The sequence below is a fragment of the Sphingomonas sp. Leaf198 genome (assembly GCF_001424005.1).
In the GTDB taxonomy this organism is placed as follows: Bacteria; Pseudomonadota; Alphaproteobacteria; order Sphingomonadales; family Sphingomonadaceae; genus Sphingomonas.
In genome coordinates this window covers 218,683-236,621 of record NZ_LMPX01000004.1, presented here as the reverse complement: position 1 = coordinate 236,621, position 17,939 = coordinate 218,683, and the positions used below count along the sequence as shown (strand labels likewise).

Genomic DNA, 17,939 nt, shown 5'->3' with positions numbered 1-17,939 from the left:
TGTCATTGATCGAGGGTTGGGAGGCCTCGATTCTCCTTCCGCGTCATCCTCGCCTTGATCGGTATCCTTACCTTAACTCGTCATCCCCGCGCAGGCGGGGATCCATATTCTCCGGACCCGGCGCTTTCATCGCACAGCCTGCCAGTATGGGTTCCCGCCTCCGCGGGAATGACGATAATGGGCAGGCATGGGATCATAGGACGAGGACGAGAGAATGACCGGCACGATGGAAACGATGACGATGTCCGACGGCGCGAGCGTCGCGGTCTATCACGCGCAGCCGACCGGCGAGCGTCGCGGCGGCGTCGTGCTGGTGCAGGAGATCTTCGGCGTAACCGACCACATCCGTGACCTCTGCGACGAATACGCCGCCGACGGCTACGAAGTCCTCGCCCCCGCGCTGTTCGATCGCGAGCATCCGGGATTTGAGGCGGACTATTCGGGGGAAGGTCTCGCGCGCGGCGTCGAACTCGCACGGCAACTCCACCCGTTCGACCTGTCGCTGAAGGACGTCCAGACCTGCATCGACACGCTCGCCCCCGCCGGCCCGGTGTTCGTGGTTGGTTATTGCTATGGCGGCTCGGTCGCGTGGTTCGCCGCAACCAAGCTCACCGGCGTCGCGGCGGCGAGCGGCTATTACGGCAGCATGATCCCGGCGGCGGCGGACGAGGAACCGAAGGTGCCGGTCATCCTTCACTTCGGTCGCCACGATCACGGCATCCCGATGGAGGGCGTCGAGCAGGTCATCGCCAAGGATTGGCCCAACGCGACGGTGTACGTCTACGAGGCCGGCCACGGGTTCAACTCGGACCGGCGGAAGGATTATCACGAGCCGAGTGCGGATCTGGCGAAGCAGCGCACGCTGGACCTGTTCCGCGCCAACGGCGGCTGAGCCACTTCATTCCCTTTGGCACCACCCCGGCGAAGGCCGGGGCCCAATTGGAAAGGTGGCAATAATTGAGGGATGCGCTTCGTTAGCAACGTCCCCCAATTGGACCCCGGCCTTCGCCGGGGTGGTGGCTCTGGTAGAGGGGCTAAAGGACAGTCGAAGGCCTCGGCGCAGGCCGGCACTTCAGACGCGAAGGCCACCCCTTACTTCCTTGTTCTCCCGCGAAGGCGGGAGCCCAGTCTGGGTCCCCGCCTTCGCGGGGAAACAACTCTCTCTCGCTCCTCCTAGATTACTCCGCCGGAAAATCAGCCCCAAGGCTGTCCGCCTTATGCGCCTCGATCTCCTTCAGCCGCGCCGCCAGCTTCGTCGTCACAGCATCATACCCCCAGGCCCCCAGCACCAGATGCCGCGGCGGGTTCGCATGCTCGGTCAGCGCGATCATCGCCTCGCCGGCCCGCACCGGATCACCCGCCTGCGTCCCGCTAACCTCCCGCGTCCCGTCCAGCCGCTTGCCCGCCGTATCCGCATAGTCCGCGATCTTCACCGGCGTCTGCTTCAGCGACCGCCCAGCCCAGTCCGTCCGGAACGGCCCCGGCTCGACGCACGTCACGTCGATTCCAAGCGGCTTCACCTCGGCCAGCAACGCGTCGGACCACCCCTCGACCGCATGCTTCGACGCGGCGTAATAACCCGACCCCGGGAACCCGACCTGACCGGCAACCGACGTGATATTAATGATATGGCCGGTCTTCTGCCCCCGCATGATCGGCAGCACCGCGCGGGTCAGCGCGAACAACCCGAACACGTTCGCATCGAACTGCGCACGGATCTCGGACTCGACGCCCTCCTCGACCGACGCCTGATAGCCGTAGCCCGCATTGTTCACGAGCACGTCGATCCGCCCGAACTTGGCCTTGGCCTGCGCGACCGCATCGTCGATCTGCGCCTGCTCCGTCACGTCGAGCGACAGCGCGAGTGCACGATCCTCGGCACCCTCCGCCAGATCGGCGACACGATCCGCATCCCGCGCAGTCACGACCGCACGCCAGCCGCGCGCAAGCACGAGCTTGGCGAGTTCGCGACCGAAACCGGTCGAGCAGCCGGAAATGAACCAGACGGGCGTGTCGGAGGCCATGAGACGTCTTTCGTTATGGGGTATGCACGGAAGAACGGCCGGACCGCCGATTGGCTCCCGCTTTGAGCGCAAGCCACGGGATGCGCGCACGTCGCGACCGGCTATACCGATCCAATGAGCATCGCCCCCGACACCGATATTGCCTGGACAGCGTTCGAAGCCCGCGACCGCGCGTGGGACGGTCGGTTCGTGGTCGGCGTGAAGACCACCGGCATCTACTGCAAGCCAAGCTGCCCCGCGCGTCACCCCAAGCGCGAGAACGTCACCTTCCACCCCGACCCGCCAAGCGCGCGCGCCGCCGGCTTCCGCGCATGCCTGCGCTGCACCCCGGACGAAGTCGGCCGCGACCGCATCGCCGTCGCCGCCGCGGTCGCGCTGCTCGAAGCGGCCGAAGACCGCCTCTCGCTGGACGAGGTCGCCGCCAGAGTTGGCTACGCCCCGCACCATTTCCACCGCCTGTTCAAGCGCGCCACCGGCGTCACCCCCGCCGCCTACGCGCGGGCGCTCCGCACCAGCCGCGCGGCCAACGCCTTATCGGAGGACTCGACCGTGACCGAAGCGATCTACGACGCCGGCTATTCCGCCCCCAGCCGCTTCTACGAAGCCGACGCGAAACGGCTCGGCATGGCCCCCAGCGCCTGGGCGCGCGGCGGCGAAGGCGTCACGATCCGCTGGACGGTCGCCGATACGAGTCTCGGCGCACTGTTCGTCGCCGCCACCGAAAAAGGCCTGTGTCGCGTATCGTTCGACGAAGACGCGGACGAACTCCGCCGCCGCTTCCCCAACGCCACGATCGAACCCGGCGACGAAGCCCTCGCGGACCTGGCGGCGCAAGTGGTCGCAGCCGTAGAGTCCCCCGACCGCGACCAAGACCTCCCGCTAGACGTCCGCGGCACCGCCTTCCAGGAAGCGATCTGGCAAGCCTTGCGGACCATCCCGATCGGCGAAACCCGCACTTACAGCGAACTCGCGGCCCTGGCTGGCCGCCCCGCCGCAGTCCGCGCCGCCGGCACCGCCTGCGGGCAAAATCCGGTATCGATCGTCATCCCCTGCCACCGTGCGCAGCGGATCGGCGGCGCGCTCGGCGGCTATGCCTACGGGCTGGACCGCAAGCGCGCGCTACTCGCGACCGAAGCTCAGCGCGCAGACTTGCAGGAATAAACCAGCTTCTCGTTCGGCAACGGCGGCAACACCGCCCGGACCGCCGCCTGCTGCCCCGCCAACCGACCCAACGCCGCCTCGTCCATATTGCACACGTTCGGCACGACGCCCCGCGCGGTCCGCGCCGCCTCCATCCCCGCCGCCGACATCAGGTAACGCGTGTTCGAATAGACGCGCGTCGCCGGATCGAACGACAATACGGACACGGTCTGCTCGGCATCGGGCACCAGCACGCGATCCCAGCGACCATTCGCGGCGACATATTGCGTCTTGCCGTTCACACACCCCTTCGCGCCCCAGTCGATCGGCACGTCCTCGCTCGAGGAGATCGTGATCCGGCTGCGTTCGGGAATCAGCGTGCACATCAGCTTCCCAAGCGCGGCATCGGGCGTCGAAATCCGCGTCTTCGGCAGCGCCGACAGCGGCACATCGACCTCACCCGAAGGCCGCAGCACGAACACGATGATAGCGACCAGCACGCTCAGCCCGCCGATGCCCAGCGCCCAAACCGCCTGCCGCCGCTGCCCGCGCGATTCGAGCAGCCCCGCGCTCCCGATCACGAGCGCCCCGGCGACCAGCAGCAGCCCGGCGAGCGCCATCACATTCTCGCGGCTGCGCGACGCCTCGGTCCGCGCCTTCTCCAGCGCAACCTCGCGGGTCATCGCATCCTGCGTCGCAGCATCGCGCTTGGCGGACGCCGCATCGGCGGTCGCCCGCGCATCCGCGTCGGCGTCCTGCCGCAAGCGATCCTCAATCGACGTACACCCCGTCCCGATCGACGCATAAGGCTGTTTCGCATCGTGGAGGAACCCGGCAAGCTCGGTATCCGCGATCGCGAACCCGAACGTCGAATCGCCCTCCTCGCCGCGCGTGATCGCCGAGTTCACCCCGATCACCCGCCCACACCGGTCGAGCAAAGGCCCGCCCGAATTGCCGCGCGCGATACTGGCGGTATGGAGAAGCACCTCGACGCCGCTCAACACGCGGCGCCCGGAAAGCACGCCCTCAGACCGCACCGGCGTCATCGGCCGGATATAATCCGCCGCCGACCGCGCCGTCGCCAGGTCGACGTTCCCCGGGAAGCCGAGCGACACCACCGCATCGCCCTCGGTCATCGGCCCGGTATACAGCGCGCTCGGCGGCAGGCGTGCGCCGGTGAACTCGATCAGCGCCAGGTCGCGCTGCGAATCATACGCGATCACCTTGCCCTGGTACGACTTGCTGCCCTCCGTCGGTACGATGCCGACGACGACGTTGTCGGGATAGCGTTCGGCGAGATCGACGACGTGCGCGTTGGTGACGATCCGGTTGGGCGCGATCGCAAAGCCGCTGCCATGTCCGAAGCCGACCACCTGATCATCGACCACCGCGATCGTCACGACGCGCACGACGCCGCGCCCGGTGGCGGCGATGTCGTCCGCAGACGCGGAACTCGCCAACCCGAAAGTCAGCGCGAGAAGGAGGAGCAGGCGGATCATGCACCAGCCTTCGGGGAGTTATGCGCGGCGATCAACCCTCGGCTCTTATAGGCCGCTCCCCGCAAGTCCGGTTTGGTTAGCGAATTATCAAGCCTTGGCGCGTAACCCCTTAGGCAATCATCCGGGGATTTGGGCATGAGCGCATTCGGGCGTCGTAGTGGCATGAGCGGGGGGCAGAACGGGGCGCAAGCGGTGCGTCCCGCATTCGGCGTCGCCCGTCCCATGCAGGGTAGCGGCCCCGCGCCGCGGCCCGAGCCCGAAGGCGGCGCGCAATTTCCGCCGATAGACTCGCTGCCGATGCCCGGCGAAAGCGACGGCTTCGGCCCCGGTACGATGCCCGCCGGACAGCTGGACGCGATGCAGCGCCTGTCCGATCGCCAGAATGCGAGCGGCGAGGCGGGCAACAGCCGCGTCGAGGGCTTCGAACAGTCGATCCACAAAATCAAGGAACAGGTCCTCCCGCGCCTGCTCGAACGCGTCGACCCGGAAGCGGCGGCGACGCTCAACAAGGACGAGCTGGCCGAGGAATTCCGCCCGATCATCGGCGAAGTGCTCGCCGAACTGAAGCTGACGCTCAATCGCCGCGAACAATTCGCGCTGGAAAAAGTGCTGGTCGACGAACTGCTCGGGCTCGGGCCGTTGGAGGAGCTGCTGGCGGATCCGAACATCACCGACATCATGGTGAACGGCCCCGAGCAAACGTACGTCGAGCGCAAGGGCAAGCTCGAGTTGGCGCCGATCCAGTTCCGCGACGAGGAGCATCTGTTCCAGATCGCGCAGCGGATCGTCAATTCGGTCGGTCGTCGCGTCGACCAGACCTCGCCGCTCGCCGATGCGCGCCTGAAGGACGGCTCGCGCGTCAACGTGATCGTTCCGCCGCTGTCGCTTCGTGGCACCGCGATCTCGATTCGTAAGTTCTCCGCGAAACCGATCACGCTCGACATGATGGCGGGCTTCGGCTCGATGTCGCCGAAGATGGCGACCGCGCTGAAGATTGCCGGCGCGTCGCGGTTCAACGTCGTGATCTCGGGCGGTACCGGCTCGGGCAAGACGACGATGCTCAACGCGCTGTCGAAAATGATTGATCCCGGCGAACGCGTGCTGACGATCGAGGACGCCGCCGAGCTTCGCCTGCAGCAGCCCCACTGGCTCCCGCTCGAAACGCGCCCGGCCAATCTGGAGGGCCAGGGCGAGATCTCGATTCGCGATCTCGTCAAGAACGCACTGCGTATGCGGCCTGACCGGATCATCCTGGGCGAAATTCGTGGGTCCGAGTGTTTCGATATGCTCGCGGCCATGAACACCGGTCATGACGGCTCGATGTGCACGCTCCACGCCAACTCTCCCCGCGAAGCCTTGGCGCGTATGGAGAACATGGTGATGATGTCGGACATCAAGGTGCCGAAGGAAGCCATTTCGCGCCAGATCGCGGACTCGGTCGAGCTGATCATCCAGGTGAAGCGCCTGCGCGACGGCTCGCGCCGCGTCACCAACATCACCGAGGTGATCGGCATGGAAGGCCCGGTGATCGTCACGCAGGAGCTGTTCAAGTTCGAATATATGGACGAGTCGGCGGACGGGAAGATCCTGGGCGAGTACCGCTCGATGGGGTTGAGGCCGTATACGCTGGAGAAGGCCAAGCAGTTCGGGTTCGATCAGGCATATCTTGAGGCGTGTCTGTAATGTTGGAAGCGTGCCTATAGAAAACATCGCTAACCTTCCCCGCCACCACCCCGGCGAAGGCCGGGGCCCAATTGGAAAGGTGGCAGTAACGACGTGCTGCGACCGCTTAGCACCGTCCCCCAATTGGGCCCCGGCCTTCGCCGGGGTGGTGGGCTTTGCGAGCGTTGCGCGTATCGCGGATCGCTCCGCATCAGCCTAATTTTGATCGACCCAGTTTCGCAGGGTTAGCTTCGGAAGGCTCGCCCGCCTTCTACTGTTCCCTCGCGAACGCGGGGGGCCAGGATCCCGAACGCCGCCGCCCGTAACCCTAGACTCCCGCCTTCGCGGAGGAGTGTTCCATCGTATTGGCAGGATCAAATCCACATAACCAGCGCAGCGCACACCCGGTCGCCACCCCGCCCGGCGAAGCGCCAGCTTGTACGCCGCCACCGACCCGCTACGGACACCCCCACATGCGTCGCGCTCTTCTCACGCTCGTCCCGCTCCTCGCGGTCTTCACCGTTTCCGCACGCGAGCCGACCGTGCCCACACCCGCCATCTCCCCCGAGGCGCGCGACCGCGGCGTCTACCACCTCGCCGCCGATGCCGAGGCGCGCTGGGTGCCGTTCGATCTCACCCCCGGCAACCAGATCCGCTTCACGATGCAGCTCGAAGGCCGCAAGGTCACCGCGATCCTCGATACCGGCGTCAGCTATACCTTGCTCGCCAAGGCCTCCCCCGCGGTCGACACCGCCAAGCTAGTCGCCGGCGGCAGCGCCAGCGCGATCGGCGGATCGGTCGCGCTCGGCTGGATGCCAACGCGCTCGATGGCACTCGGCGGGCTCGCGCGGACCGGCGGCGGCGTGACCGTCGCGAGCCTTCCTGCGATCGCCACCGGCAGCGCCGCCGCGGTCGACCTGCTGGTCGGCGCAGACCTGCTCGCGGGGTATGCGCTCGATATCGATTACGCCGCGCACCGCTTTCGCCTGCTCCGCTCGGGCCGCATGCCGTTCAAGGGCGAGACCGCACCGCTGAGAATTTCCACACAGCGCACCGTCTACGAGAGCGCGATCACGCTCGGCGGCCGACGCCTTGCGCCGATCGTCGTCGATACCGGCGATGGCTCGTCGATCACCGTCACCGCCGCCGGATGGCACGCCGCGAACCTGAAGGCGCTGCCGACCACCACCGCGATCGCGTTCGGCTTGGCCGGCCCCACCGTCAGCGGCCTCGCGATCGTCCCCGACCTGCGCGTCGGCGCGTTGGTCGCGCGCGAAACCGAAGTGCGGATCGAGCCCGCAGGCGGATTTTCCCAGGCGATCGGCACCGCCGGCCGGATCGGCTCGGGCTTTCTCCAGAACTACCGCGTGCTGCTCGATCCCGGCGCACGCCGCATGATCCTCCGCCGAGGCCCGCGCGCCAACCGGCCGCCGCTGCGTTCGACCAGCGGCTTGCTCGTCGGCATTGAGAACAATCGGCTCAAGGTGCTCCACGTCATGCGCGGCGGCCCCGCAGCCGCTAGCTGGCAGGACGGTGAGATGATCTGCACGATCGATGGCGCGGCGGTACCCCGAGATTACGCGACAAATCCGATCGCCGCCTGGTCTGCCGGTGCGCCCGGACGTGTCGTCCGCCTCGGGCTGTGCGACGGTTCGACGCGCGCCCTTACTCTGCGGAATTTCTACTGATGCCGCGCAATCGGTGGGTGCAGGCGCTGATCCTGCTGCTGGTCGCGCTGGCGGTCCGGGCATGGGATTTCGGCAATCCGGTGATCGATCCCGACCAGCAATATTACCTGCTCGTCGGCGATCGCCTGCTGCACAGCGCGGTGCCGTATATCGACATCTGGGATCGCAAGCCGATCGGGCTGTTCCTGCTGTTCGCCGGCATCCGGACGCTCCCTGGCAACGGCATCCTAGCCTACCAGCTGATGGCGACCTTGTGCGCCTGGGCGACCGCGGTCGTCGTCGGCCGCGCGGCGAAAACTCTCGGTGCAAGCGATCGCGGCGCGCTGGGTGCAGGGACCGCCTACCTGCTGGTCATCGCGCTGGTAGGCGGCATCGGTGGGCAGGCCCCCGTCTTCTACAATCTGCCGATGGCGGTCGCCGGTCTGCTGACGCTCCAGCTCCCTGCGCAAGCCGCTGCCAGCCGCACCCGCGCGATCGTCGTCAGCGGTATCGCCGCCTGCCTGCTCGCAGGAATCGCGATCCAGCTGAAATACACGCCGATGTTCGAAGGCGCAGCGTTCGGCCTCGCGCACATCTGGTTTCTCGCGCGCGCCCGCGCAAAATGGCGGCACGTCATGCTGGCGGCGACGGTGTGGGCGGTGATGGGTCTGGCACCGACGCTCGCCGCGATCGGCTGGTATCGCGCGCAGGGGCCGGCGGCGTTCGATGCGTTCTGGTTCGCCAACGTCACGTCGATCGCGCTGCGCAGGGGCTATTCGGCCAGCGATCTCGCGATGCGGTTGCTCGGCATCACAGCAGAGCTGTCGCCGCTGATCCTCGGCGCCGTCCTAACCTGGCGGACACGACCGCGGGGCGGCGTGGCAGGCGAAACGATCCTGGTCGGTTACGCCTGGCTCGGCTTCGCGCTCGCCGGATTCTTCGCGATCGGCACGTTCTTCGACCATTACGCGCTACCGCTGGTTGCGCCCCTGGCGATCCTCGCCGCGCCGACACTCGGGCGTTCGATCCGCTTGCTGATCCTGACTCTGGGCGTGGCGATCGCGATCCTGATCGCCAAACGCCTGCTCCATCCCAGCGACGCTGCCGGCGCCTACGCGGTCGCGCATGTCGTCGAAGCGAACAGCGGCCGCGAATGCCCGTACGTCTTCATCGGCGACACCGTCACCTATCATCTCGCGCACGCGTGCCTGCCGACCGCCTATGCCTTCCCCAATCTGCTCGCCTACGACACCGAACAGGGCGCGACCGGGATCGACGAAGCCGCCGAAGTCCGCCGCATCCTCGCCAGGCGACCACCGGTCATCGTCACGTCAGACCGGCGCCTGTCGATCTGGAACCGGGGCAGTCTGCGCGCGGTCAAGGCGGCGCTCGCGCGCGGTTACCGCCCCGTCCTCTCGACTCCGCGGAACAGCTGGCACACCGTTGTCTATCTCCGGAATGACCGCGCGTTCAGGTCTTGAACGCCAGCCCCACCGTCACCGCAAGTGCAATCAGCGCCAGCATCTGCACCCTCGGCCAGTCTACCCAGCCGACCGCGTCCGGATCGCGCCGCCGTCGCCTGCGCCGTTCCCCGAATCCCGCGACGATGGCGAGCGCGGCCAGCCCGCCACTCGCACCCCACAACGCCGGCGCCATCAGTCAGCCGAGCTTCTCGACCTTTTCCTGCAACTTGGCGAGTTCGCTGCGCAGCGCGGCGATCTCGTCGTCCTTGCTGGCGGGCGCGGCCGCCGGTGCGACGCCACCCGCGGCACCGGGCTTGAACGCCTGGGTCGCGACGTCGAACATCTCGAGGTTGCGCTTGGCGATATCGGCGAACGGCGAGTTCGCGAACGCGCCCTCGACCGCGGATTTGAACTGGTCGTGGTTGCGGCGGAAGCTGTCCATCGACGCCTCAAGATACCCCGGCACCATCGTCTGCATCGAATCGCCGTACATCGAGATCAGCTGACGCAGGAAGTTCACCGGCATCATCGTCTCGCCGCGGCTCTCCTCCTCCATGATGATCTGTGTTAAGACGTTGTGCGTGATGTCCTCGTCGGTCTTCGCATCGACCACCTTGAAGTCGCGCCCCTCGCGGGTCATCGTCGCGAGATGATCCAGCGTGATGTAGGATGACGACTCGGTGTTATAGAGCCGCCGGTTGGCGTACTTCTTGATGATGACGATTCCGTCGGCAGCCGGTTGCTTCTTCATGGATCCCCCGTCTTATGTTTGAAACGGAGGCTACAGTCTTTGATGACGCACCGCAACAAGGTCCGAGGCCCTTACCCTTGTTCCTGTCCGTGCTGCGCAGCGAGACCGCAGCATCGCCCGACCGGATGGCCCGCGCGCTAGCGGGATTGCGCGCGTATCAAGGCGCGCCGCGAGAGCAACGCGCCGATGCGATGCCCGCGATCCACCGTTCTGGGCGAGTGTCGTTGCGCGACTACGGAGGCATTGGCCGCCCCGTGGTGTTCGTCCCGTCGCTGATAAACCCCCCCGACATTCTCGATCATTCGCCCGAGTCTTCGCTGGTGCAATGGACCGCCGCGCAGGGGTTTCACGTCTGGCTGGTCGACTGGGGATCGCCCGGCGGCGAGGATCGCGATCTCGATCTGGCGGCGCATGTCGAACGGTTGCTGGTCCCGCTGCTCCAAGCACTCCCCGAACCACCGGTGCTGGTCGGCTATTGCCTCGGCGGCACGCTGGCGCTCAGTGCCGCCGCGATGACGCCGACCGCCGGAGTCGCGACGATCGCCGCGCCGTGGCACTTCGCGGGTTACGGCGAAGGCCGTCCCACCCTCGCCGCGACCTGGGCCGCGGTCCAGCCCGCCGCGGCGATGCTCGGCGTCCTGCCGATGGAAGTCCTGCAAGCCGGCTTCTGGCAACTCGACCCGGCACGGACCATCGCCAAATACGAAACGTTCGCCGACCTCCCCCCCGACAGCGACGCAGCGCGCGCGTTCGTCCGGCTCGAGGATTGGGCCAACGCCGGTGCCCCCCTGCCCTACGCCGCCGCCGCGTCGCTGTTCGAGGACTGCATCGCCAACGACCTGCCCGGCAAAGGTGGTTGGGTCATCGCCGGCACCCCCGTCGATCCGCGCGCGCTCGCCTGCCCCACCGTCGAGTTCGTCTCGCTCAGCGACCGCATCGTCCCCGCCGCGACCGCGATCGGCCTCGTCGACCGCCGCGATCTCGGCGCGGGCCATGTCGGCATGATCGTCGGCCGTTCCGCCCGCGCGCGCCTCTGGGAACCGCTCGCCAACTGGATCGCCGCACTCGACTGACCTACATGGGGTCCAAACAAAGAGGATCCCGACATGACCGACCAGCTTCCCACCGACGTCGTCATCACCGCCGCCAAGCGCACCCCCGTCGGCAGCTTCCTTGGCGCGTTCGCCACCACACCCGCACACGAACTCGGCCGCATCGCGATCGAAGCCGCGCTCGAACAGGCCGGCGTCGCTGGCGAAGACGTCTCCGAAGTCATCCTCGGCCAGGTCCTCACCGCGGCCCAAGGCCAGAACCCCGCCCGCCAGGCCTCTATGGCCGCCGGCGTGCCAAAGGAAATCCCCGCCTGGGGCGTCAATCAGGTCTGTGGCTCCGGCCTCCGTGCAGTCGCACTTGCCGCACAGGCGATCCAGACCGGCGACGCGACCATCGTCGTCGCGGGCGGCCAGGAATCGATGTCGCTTTCCGCCCACGCGCAGTCGATCCGCGGCGGCCAGAAGATGGGCAACTTGAGCCTAGTCGACACGATGGTCAGCGACGGCCTGACCGACGTCTTCAACGGCTATCACATGGGCATCACCGCCGAGAACCTCGCCGAGCAATACCAGGTCACGCGCGGCGAGCAGGACGCCTTCTCGGTCGCCTCGCAGAACAAGGCCGAGACCGCCCGCGGCTCAGGACGGTTCAAGGACGAGATCGCCCCGGTTACGATCAAGGGCCGCAAGGGCGACACGGTGGTGGCCGACGACGAATACATCCGCTCCGGCGCGACGATCGAGAGCGTCTCGGGCGTGAAGCCCGCCTTCAAGAAGGACGGCACGGTCACCGCCGCCAACGCCAGCGGCCTCAACGACGGCGCCGCAGCTCTCGTCATGATGCGCCGCGACGAAGCCGAACGCCGCGGCTCGACCATCCTCGCAACGATCAGGAGCTGGGCCTCGGCCGGCGTCGACCCGTCGGTCATGGGCATCGGCCCCGTCCCCGCCACCCGGCGCGCGCTGGAGAAAGCCGGCTGGACACTAGCCGACCTCGACCTGATCGAGGCGAACGAGGCGTTTGCCGCCCAGGCGCTATCGGTCGGCAAGGAACTCGGCTGGGACGCGAGCAAGGTCAACGTCAACGGCGGCGCAATCGCGATCGGCCACCCGATCGGCGCCAGCGGCGCGCGTGTCCTGACGACGCTGATCTACGAAATGCAGAAGCGCGATGCCAAGAAGGGGCTCGCCACGCTCTGCATCGGCGGCGGCATGGGCATCGCGATGTGCGTCGAGCGTTAAAACCACTTTGGTAGCAATGTGACGCTTATGTCACATTGCTCGACAAAACAGTGTGCGAATGACGTCAACATGAACCGGAGCTTGCACTAACACTTCATACCCGTTTGTATTCGGTATCAAAATTACAAACGGGGCAACTTTAACCATGAACATGTATCGTCTTCTCGGCGCCACGGCGCTCGTGAGCGTGCTGGCCGGCCTTCCGTGCTACGCGGCAGCGCAGACCGCGCCGGATACCACGACGCAAACGGCGACCGACACCGCTACGGCTTCGCCCACCGTGGCGCCGCAGGCCGCGCCCGCTGAAGATACCAATACCCAGGAAATCACCGTCACGGGTTCGCGCATTTCGAACCCCAACGGCGTTTCGACTGCACCGATCACCTCGATCAGCGCCGTGGAACTGCAGCAGACCGGCAACATCTCGGTCGGCGACGTCCTGAACAACCTGCCAGCGCTCGCCAACACGTTCAGCCAGCAGAACTCGACGCGTTTTCTCGGCACGTCGGGCCTGAGCCTGGTCGACCTTTACGGCCTCGGCACGCAGCGTACGCTGGTGCTCGTCAACGGTCGTCGTCACGTCGGCGCGGACATCCTGAACAACGCCGTGTCGCCGGACGTCAACACGTTCCCGACCGACCTGATCGACAGCGTCGACGTCATCACCGGCGGCAGCTCGGCAATCTACGGTTCGGACGCGATCGCGGGCGTGGTCAACTTCAAGCTCAAGCAGAACTACGAAGGTCTGGTCGCACACGGCCAGGGTGGCATCAGCCAGAAGGGTGACGCGGGCTCGTATTACGGCAGCATCCTGGCCGGCAAGAACTTCGCCGACGGTCGCGGCAACGTCGCGGTCAACCTCGAATATGCCCGCCAGAACAGCCTCTACGCGTCGCAGCGCAAGGATCTGCGCACCGTCAACAACTTCGTCGTCGTCGATACCGACCCCGCTGGCACGCCGAACGGCAGCGACGGCATTCCCGATCGCGTCTTCTACCGCGATGTCCGCCCGGTCACGATCTCCAACTCGGGGACGATCCTGTTCAACGGCCGTGCCGGCGCCGGCGCAGGTCGCTGCGGTCGCGACTCGACCAACGCGGCGTTCGACTGCCCCTATTTCTTCCAGCCCGACGGCACGCTCATTCAGCAGACCGGCGCGCGCGCAGGCCTGTCGCCGAATGGCTCGTTGATCGGTGGCAACGGCGATACGCTACGTGAAGGCAAGAACGTCCAAATCCTGCCGCAGCTCGATCGTTATTCGGCTAACTTGATCGCGCACTTCGATGTTTCGGATGCATTCATCCCCTTTATCGAAGCGAAGTACGTTCGGACCAATTCGGTCGGTTCCGGCAATAGCGGCCCGGCCTTCTTCCAGGGCTCGACGATCGATGCCCTTTATGAGCGCCCTCGCTACGACAACCCGTATCTGACCGATCAGGCACGTGGTGTCATTGCCCAGCAATATGCTGCAGCCGGGCTGCCGCTGACGGCCGCAACGCGCATTCCTCTCCGTCGCAACCTGCTCGATCTCGGCGTTCGCACCGAGGAGGCCAAGCGCGAAACCTACCGGATCGTCGGCGGCGTGCGTGGCACGTTCAACGGCGACTGGAAGTACGAGCTGTCGGGCAACTATGGTCAGTTCAAGGAGCGCACCAAGGTCCTCGGCAACCTGAACACCCAGCGCTTCCTGCTGGGCATGGACGCGGTCCGCAATGCGGCCGGCCAGATCGTCTGCGGTTCGCAGATCGATCCGACCCGCGCCAATCTCGGCCTGACCGGCGGCACCGATGTCGGGGGTAATCCGGCGGTGCTCGCCGCAGACATCGCTGCGTGCCAGCCGGTCAATCCGTTCGGCCAGGGCAACATCTCGCAGGCTGCGAAGAACTACGTTCTTCAGGACACGGTATCGGTCGGCAAGATCACGCAGCTCGATCTGATCGGCTACATCTCGGGTGACACGAGCCAGTTCCTGACCCTGCCGGGCGGTCCTGTCGGGTTCTCGGTCGGCGGCGAATATCGTCGTGAGACCGCGTCCTTCCAGGCCGATCCGCTGGTGGCATCCGGCTACACCTTCTACAATGCAATCGCCGCGTTTAATCCGACGTCGTTCACCGTGAAGGAAGCTTACGGCGAGCTTCGCGTGCCGTTGCTGGCCGACATCACGCTGATCAAGGAGCTGACGCTCAGCGGTGCTGGTCGCGTTTCCGACTACAAGGGTGCGGCAGGGACCAACTATACCTACAACGCAGGCATCGATTACTCGCCGATCGCCGATCTTCGCTTCCGTGCGCAATATGCGCGGGCTGTGCGGGCGCCGAACCTGCAGGATCTGTACTCGCCACTGGGTCAGAACTTCGCGCCTCTCTTCGTCGATCCTTGCGCGGCGCGTCAGATCGGCACGGGGTCTTCGACGCGTGCAGCGAACTGCGCGGCGGCTGGTATCCCCACCACGGGTGCTGGTGCGTACGACTACATCTACCAGCAGTCGCTGGAGATCCAGAGTGGCGGTAACCCCACGCTGAAGGTCGAGAAGTCCGACTCGTACACATATGGCGGCGTGTACCAGCCGAGCTACGTCCCAGGCCTGACGCTGTCGGTCGATTACTACAACATTCAGGTCAACGACGTGATCACCGCGCCAAGCGCGCAGCAGATCGTCAATGGCTGCTACGACGCGGCAAACCTGCAGAACCAGTTCTGCGGTCTGTTCCAGCGCGTCGCAGCGGGCGCGACCGGTCCCGGCGGTGAGGAGGCTTTCCGGATCATCGAAGGCAGCCTTCAGCAGACGACGCTGAACTACGCCAAGCTGAAGGTTCGCGGCATCAACACCGACCTTAGCTACACGCGTCGTTTCGGTGACAACAAGAACGTCACGGCCCACTTCATCTGGACCCACGCGCTCCAGAACGACTCGTTCCTCGACCCGACCGATCCTAACCGGGCAAACCGTCTGCTCGGCGAAGTCGGCCAGCCTAAGGACGCCTTCAACGTCAGCGTGAACGCCAGCGCCGGGACGGTGTATGTCGGTTATCAGTTCCGGTATCTGTCGCGCATGAACCTCAACACGTATGAGGACGTCAATTCGCTGCAGGGTCGTCCGCCTGAGAACGCCGACTATGCCGATATTCTGTACTACAAGTCGGTCACCTATCACGACCTGCGCTTGGGCATGAACGTCGATGGTGGTTCGAACTTCTATCTCGGCGTCGACAACCTCACCAACACGCGCCCGCCGCTCAGCTCGACGGGTATCGGTGCGGGCACCGGCATCTACGAGCCGGTCGGCCGTCGCTTCTATGCGGGCTTCACCGCGAAGTTCTGATCGCCGTTTTGCGATGATCACTCTTGGGGTCGGCGATGTCGCCGGCCCCTTTTTTTTGCCCGCCCCGGGCCATTGCGGATATAACCCGCTGGATGAACAGCGAAACGCTCCTGATCGAAGCCGACCGGTTGCTCGCCGCCGGGCAGGCCGTGCAAGCCGTGTCGATCGTCGCAGCCGCGGCGGAACAGGGCGACGTCGACGCGCTGTTCCGGCTTGCAAGCTGGAACCTGACCGGCGGCCCGGTGCCGCGCGATCTTCGCCGGGCACGCGAAATCCTGCGTCGCGCGGTGGCGATCGGCCATGTCGATGCCGCCTTGCTGGAAATCGCGCTGACCGCGAACGGATCGGGTTCGCCCGCGTCGTGGCACGCCGCGCGGACGCTATTGGCAGTCGCTGCACGTTCCGATCCCGTCGCCGCGCAGCACATAGCCCTGCTCGACGCGATGCGCCTGACCGCAGATGGCCACCCTGCCGCCGAACCGGCATCGGCTCGACTCGCCACGCAGCCGAAAATCCGCCATTTTCCTGCGCTGCTGACTAGGGAGGAATGCGCACATCTGGCCAACGCCGCAAACGATCTGCTTTTGCCCGCCGGCGTGGTCGATCCGCGTACCGGGCGTGCCATTACCCACCCCGTCCGCACGTCCGATGCCGCGGTGATCGGGCCGATGCGCGAGAGCCTCGTCGTGCGCGCGATCAACCAGCGGCTCGCGACCATCACCGCGACGGATATCGCCCAGGGCGAGGCATTGACGATCCTCCGCTATCGCCCAGGACAACAGTTCCGCCCGCATTTCGACGCCATCGGCAACGCTCGCAACCAGCGCACGAAGACCGTGCTGATCTACCTCAACGAAGGTTTTGCCGGTGGCGAGACGCACTTCCCCAAACTCGGCGTCACGATCCGCCCGAAGGCCGGCGATGCGGTGTCCTTCACCAACACGCTGGCGGACGATACGACCGATCCCCAGTCGCTGCACGCCGGACTTCCCGTGGTGCAGGGCGTCAAATGGCTGGCGACGCGGTGGATCCGCAAACGGCCGTTCGATGCCTGGACGGGGCCGGAAACACAGGCCTGATCACGCGTCCGACCATAGTCGGTCGAGCCGTCGGCCGAGTGAGGTCAGCAACTCGTACTGCGACATGCCCGACCGCGTCGCAGCCCGTGACAGATCGCGGTCGACTGCGATCCAGTCGCCTTCGACCAGCCCGGCAGCGTCGTCGACGCGCACCGCGAGCAGATCCATCGAGACGCGGCCGATCACCGGCAGCTCGATCGTCCCTGCCCACGCCGTGCCGCGGTCCGAGAACCCGCGGAAATATCCATCCGCATAGCCGAGGTTGACGATCGCGACGTCGGTATCCGTGGCTGCCGTCCAGGTCGCGTTGTACCCGACCGTCTCGCCGACCGACACGCGACGCCGTTGCAACACCTGCGCCTCGACCGTCGCGACGGGCTCGATCGCGGCGGCAAGGCTCGATCGCGGCACGCCGCCATACAGCGCCAGCCCAGGCCGGGTCAGGTCGAACGCATAGTCCGTCCCCAGGCCGATCCCCGCCGAATTGGCGAGGCTCAGCCGACGCGCCGACGTGCGACCGGCAAGCGCGGCGAAGCGATTACGCTGGACCTCGTTCATCGCCGACTCTTCGTCCGCACAGGCGAGGTGGCTCATCAGCGTTTCGAGTTTGAGGCCGTCGAGCAGACCCGCGGCAATGTCATCGGTGAACACCCCGAGCCGGTTCATGCCGGTGTCGACCATGACGTCGCAAGCGCCGCCGTCCGCGGCTTTCCAGCGCGCGACCTGCCCGGGGGTATTGAGGACCGGGCGGGCGAACCCGGCCGACGCCGCCGCCATGTCCTCGTCGCGGACGCCGTGGAGCACCGATACCGTCAGCCCAAGCGGGGCGAGTTCGGCGGCTTCCTGCCAATTGGAGACGAAGAAATCGCGGCAGCCTGCATCGGCGAGGCGGCGCGCGACCTCGATCGCGCCGAGGCCGTAGCCGTTCGCCTTGACCGCGGCACCGCAGGCGGCGCGCCCGCTCATGCGGTCGAGCGTGCGCCAGTTCTGGACAAGGGCATCGGCGTCGAGGCGCAAACGGAGCGGGGCAGGAATGTC

General features: G+C 66.4%; 14 protein-coding genes. 9 read left to right on the top strand and 5 right to left on the bottom strand.

All coding sequences use genetic code 11. The features are described 5' to 3' along the window. The first annotated feature begins 214 nt into the window (after nucleotides 1–214). The gene (locus tag ASG20_RS16425) at nucleotides 215–892 is read left to right on the top strand and encodes a dienelactone hydrolase family protein (RefSeq protein ID WP_056055313.1); all 678 of its coding nucleotides are present in this window, start codon (nucleotides 215–217) and stop codon (nucleotides 890–892) included. A 286-nt stretch (nucleotides 893–1,178) separates the two neighbouring features. Here the strand turns inward: ASG20_RS16425 and ASG20_RS16420 are convergent, their stop codons facing one another. Beyond that, the gene (locus ASG20_RS16420) at nucleotides 1,179–2,024 is read right to left on the bottom strand and encodes an oxidoreductase (RefSeq protein WP_056055310.1); all 846 of its coding nucleotides are present in this window, start codon (nucleotides 2,022–2,024) and stop codon (nucleotides 1,179–1,181) included. Nucleotides 2,025–2,138: 114 nt separating this feature from the next. Here ASG20_RS16420 and ada point away from each other — a divergent pair, with 114 nt between their 5' ends. After that, nucleotides 2,139–3,185, top strand: a complete 1,047-nt coding sequence (ada, locus tag ASG20_RS16415) for a bifunctional DNA-binding transcriptional regulator/O6-methylguanine-DNA methyltransferase Ada (RefSeq protein WP_056055307.1) — start codon at nucleotides 2,139–2,141, stop codon at nucleotides 3,183–3,185. Here ada and ASG20_RS16410 read toward each other — a convergent pair. Continuing rightward, nucleotides 3,161–4,663: a S1C family serine protease gene (locus ASG20_RS16410; protein WP_056055304.1), complete on the bottom strand. Its 1,503-nt coding sequence runs from the start codon at nucleotides 4,661–4,663 to the stop codon at nucleotides 3,161–3,163. The two genes, ada and ASG20_RS16410, sit on opposite strands and share 25 nt — an antisense overlap. A gap of 135 nt (nucleotides 4,664–4,798) precedes the next feature. Between ASG20_RS16410 and ASG20_RS16405 the strand changes: the two genes are divergently transcribed. The 3 genes from ASG20_RS16405 to ASG20_RS16395 all read left to right on the top strand — a co-directional run bounded on the left by ASG20_RS16405 (nucleotide 4,799) and on the right by ASG20_RS16395 (nucleotide 9,473). Beyond that, the gene (locus ASG20_RS16405; protein WP_056055300.1) at nucleotides 4,799–6,346 is read left to right on the top strand and encodes a CpaF family protein; all 1,548 of its coding nucleotides are present in this window, start codon (nucleotides 4,799–4,801) and stop codon (nucleotides 6,344–6,346) included. A gap of 452 nt (nucleotides 6,347–6,798) precedes the next feature. Then, nucleotides 6,799–8,013 carry a hypothetical protein gene (locus tag ASG20_RS16400; RefSeq protein WP_056055298.1) on the top strand — a complete coding sequence of 405 codons (1,215 nt, stop codon included), beginning with the start codon at nucleotides 6,799–6,801 and terminating at the stop codon, nucleotides 8,011–8,013. Continuing rightward, on the top strand, nucleotides 8,013–9,473 hold the full coding sequence (locus tag ASG20_RS16395) for a hypothetical protein (protein ID WP_056055295.1): 1,461 nt from the start codon (nucleotides 8,013–8,015) through the stop codon (nucleotides 9,471–9,473). Before ASG20_RS16400 ends, ASG20_RS16395 begins: the two co-directional genes overlap by 1 nt. Here the strand turns inward: ASG20_RS16395 and ASG20_RS16390 are convergent. Both ASG20_RS16390 and phaR read right to left on the bottom strand, forming a co-directional pair. Then, on the bottom strand, nucleotides 9,463–9,648 hold the full coding sequence (locus tag ASG20_RS16390) for a hypothetical protein (protein ID WP_056055293.1): 186 nt from the start codon (nucleotides 9,646–9,648) through the stop codon (nucleotides 9,463–9,465). The two genes, ASG20_RS16395 and ASG20_RS16390, sit on opposite strands and share 11 nt — an antisense overlap. Nucleotides 9,649–9,651: 3 nt before the next feature. Next, nucleotides 9,652–10,206 (bottom strand): polyhydroxyalkanoate synthesis repressor PhaR, encoded by a 555-nt coding sequence (gene phaR / locus ASG20_RS16385; protein WP_056055291.1) that lies wholly within the window; start codon nucleotides 10,204–10,206, stop codon nucleotides 9,652–9,654. Nucleotides 10,207–10,283: 77 nt separating this feature from the next. Here phaR and ASG20_RS16380 point away from each other — a divergent pair, with 77 nt between their 5' ends. From ASG20_RS16380 to ASG20_RS16365, 4 genes are all read left to right on the top strand, one after another. Beyond that, a complete protein-coding gene (locus ASG20_RS16380; RefSeq protein ID WP_231420852.1) occupies nucleotides 10,284–11,279 on the top strand; it encodes an alpha/beta fold hydrolase in 996 nt (331 codons plus the stop codon). 33 nt (nucleotides 11,280–11,312) lie between these two features. Continuing rightward, entirely contained in the window at nucleotides 11,313–12,500 is a 1,188-nt protein-coding gene (locus ASG20_RS16375; protein ID WP_056055287.1) for an acetyl-CoA C-acetyltransferase, read from the top strand. 145 nt (nucleotides 12,501–12,645) lie between these two features. Beyond that, the gene (locus tag ASG20_RS16370) at nucleotides 12,646–15,822 is read left to right on the top strand and encodes a TonB-dependent receptor domain-containing protein (RefSeq protein WP_056055285.1); all 3,177 of its coding nucleotides are present in this window, start codon (nucleotides 12,646–12,648) and stop codon (nucleotides 15,820–15,822) included. Between the two features lie 92 nt (nucleotides 15,823–15,914). Further along, entirely contained in the window at nucleotides 15,915–16,901 is a 987-nt protein-coding gene (locus tag ASG20_RS16365) for a 2OG-Fe(II) oxygenase (protein ID WP_056055282.1), read from the top strand. On the opposite strand, the gene alr is transcribed toward ASG20_RS16365, so the two are convergent. Beyond that, entirely contained in the window at nucleotides 16,902–17,936 is a 1,035-nt protein-coding gene (gene alr, locus ASG20_RS16360) for an alanine racemase (protein ID WP_056056020.1), read from the bottom strand. Nucleotides 17,937–17,939 lie beyond the last annotated feature (3 nt).

What these genes read in the sequence shown, in the direction of transcription:
- ASG20_RS16400 (WP_056055298.1), top strand. Translation starts at nt 6,799, where the DNA reads ATGCGTCGCGCTCTTCTCACGCTCGTCCCGCTCCTCGCGGTCTTCACC.
- ASG20_RS16365 (WP_056055282.1), top strand. Translation starts at nt 15,915, where the DNA reads ATGAACAGCGAAACGCTCCTGATCGAAGCCGACCGGTTGCTCGCCGCC.
- ASG20_RS16390 (WP_056055293.1), bottom strand. Translation starts at nt 9,648, where the DNA reads ATGGCGCCGGCGTTGTGGGGTGCGAGTGGCGGGCTGGCCGCGCTCGCC.
- ada (WP_056055307.1), top strand. Translation starts at nt 2,139, where the DNA reads ATGAGCATCGCCCCCGACACCGATATTGCCTGGACAGCGTTCGAAGCC.
- ASG20_RS16410 (WP_056055304.1), bottom strand. Translation starts at nt 4,663, where the DNA reads ATGATCCGCCTGCTCCTCCTTCTCGCGCTGACTTTCGGGTTGGCGAGT.
- ASG20_RS16425 (WP_056055313.1), top strand. Translation starts at nt 215, where the DNA reads ATGACCGGCACGATGGAAACGATGACGATGTCCGACGGCGCGAGCGTC.
- phaR (WP_056055291.1), bottom strand. Translation starts at nt 10,206, where the DNA reads ATGAAGAAGCAACCGGCTGCCGACGGAATCGTCATCATCAAGAAGTAC.
- ASG20_RS16395 (WP_056055295.1), top strand. Translation starts at nt 8,013, where the DNA reads ATGCCGCGCAATCGGTGGGTGCAGGCGCTGATCCTGCTGCTGGTCGCG.
- ASG20_RS16405 (WP_056055300.1), top strand. Translation starts at nt 4,799, where the DNA reads ATGAGCGCATTCGGGCGTCGTAGTGGCATGAGCGGGGGGCAGAACGGG.
- ASG20_RS16375 (WP_056055287.1), top strand. Translation starts at nt 11,313, where the DNA reads ATGACCGACCAGCTTCCCACCGACGTCGTCATCACCGCCGCCAAGCGC.
- ASG20_RS16370 (WP_056055285.1), top strand. Translation starts at nt 12,646, where the DNA reads ATGAACATGTATCGTCTTCTCGGCGCCACGGCGCTCGTGAGCGTGCTG.
- ASG20_RS16420 (WP_056055310.1), bottom strand. Translation starts at nt 2,024, where the DNA reads ATGGCCTCCGACACGCCCGTCTGGTTCATTTCCGGCTGCTCGACCGGT.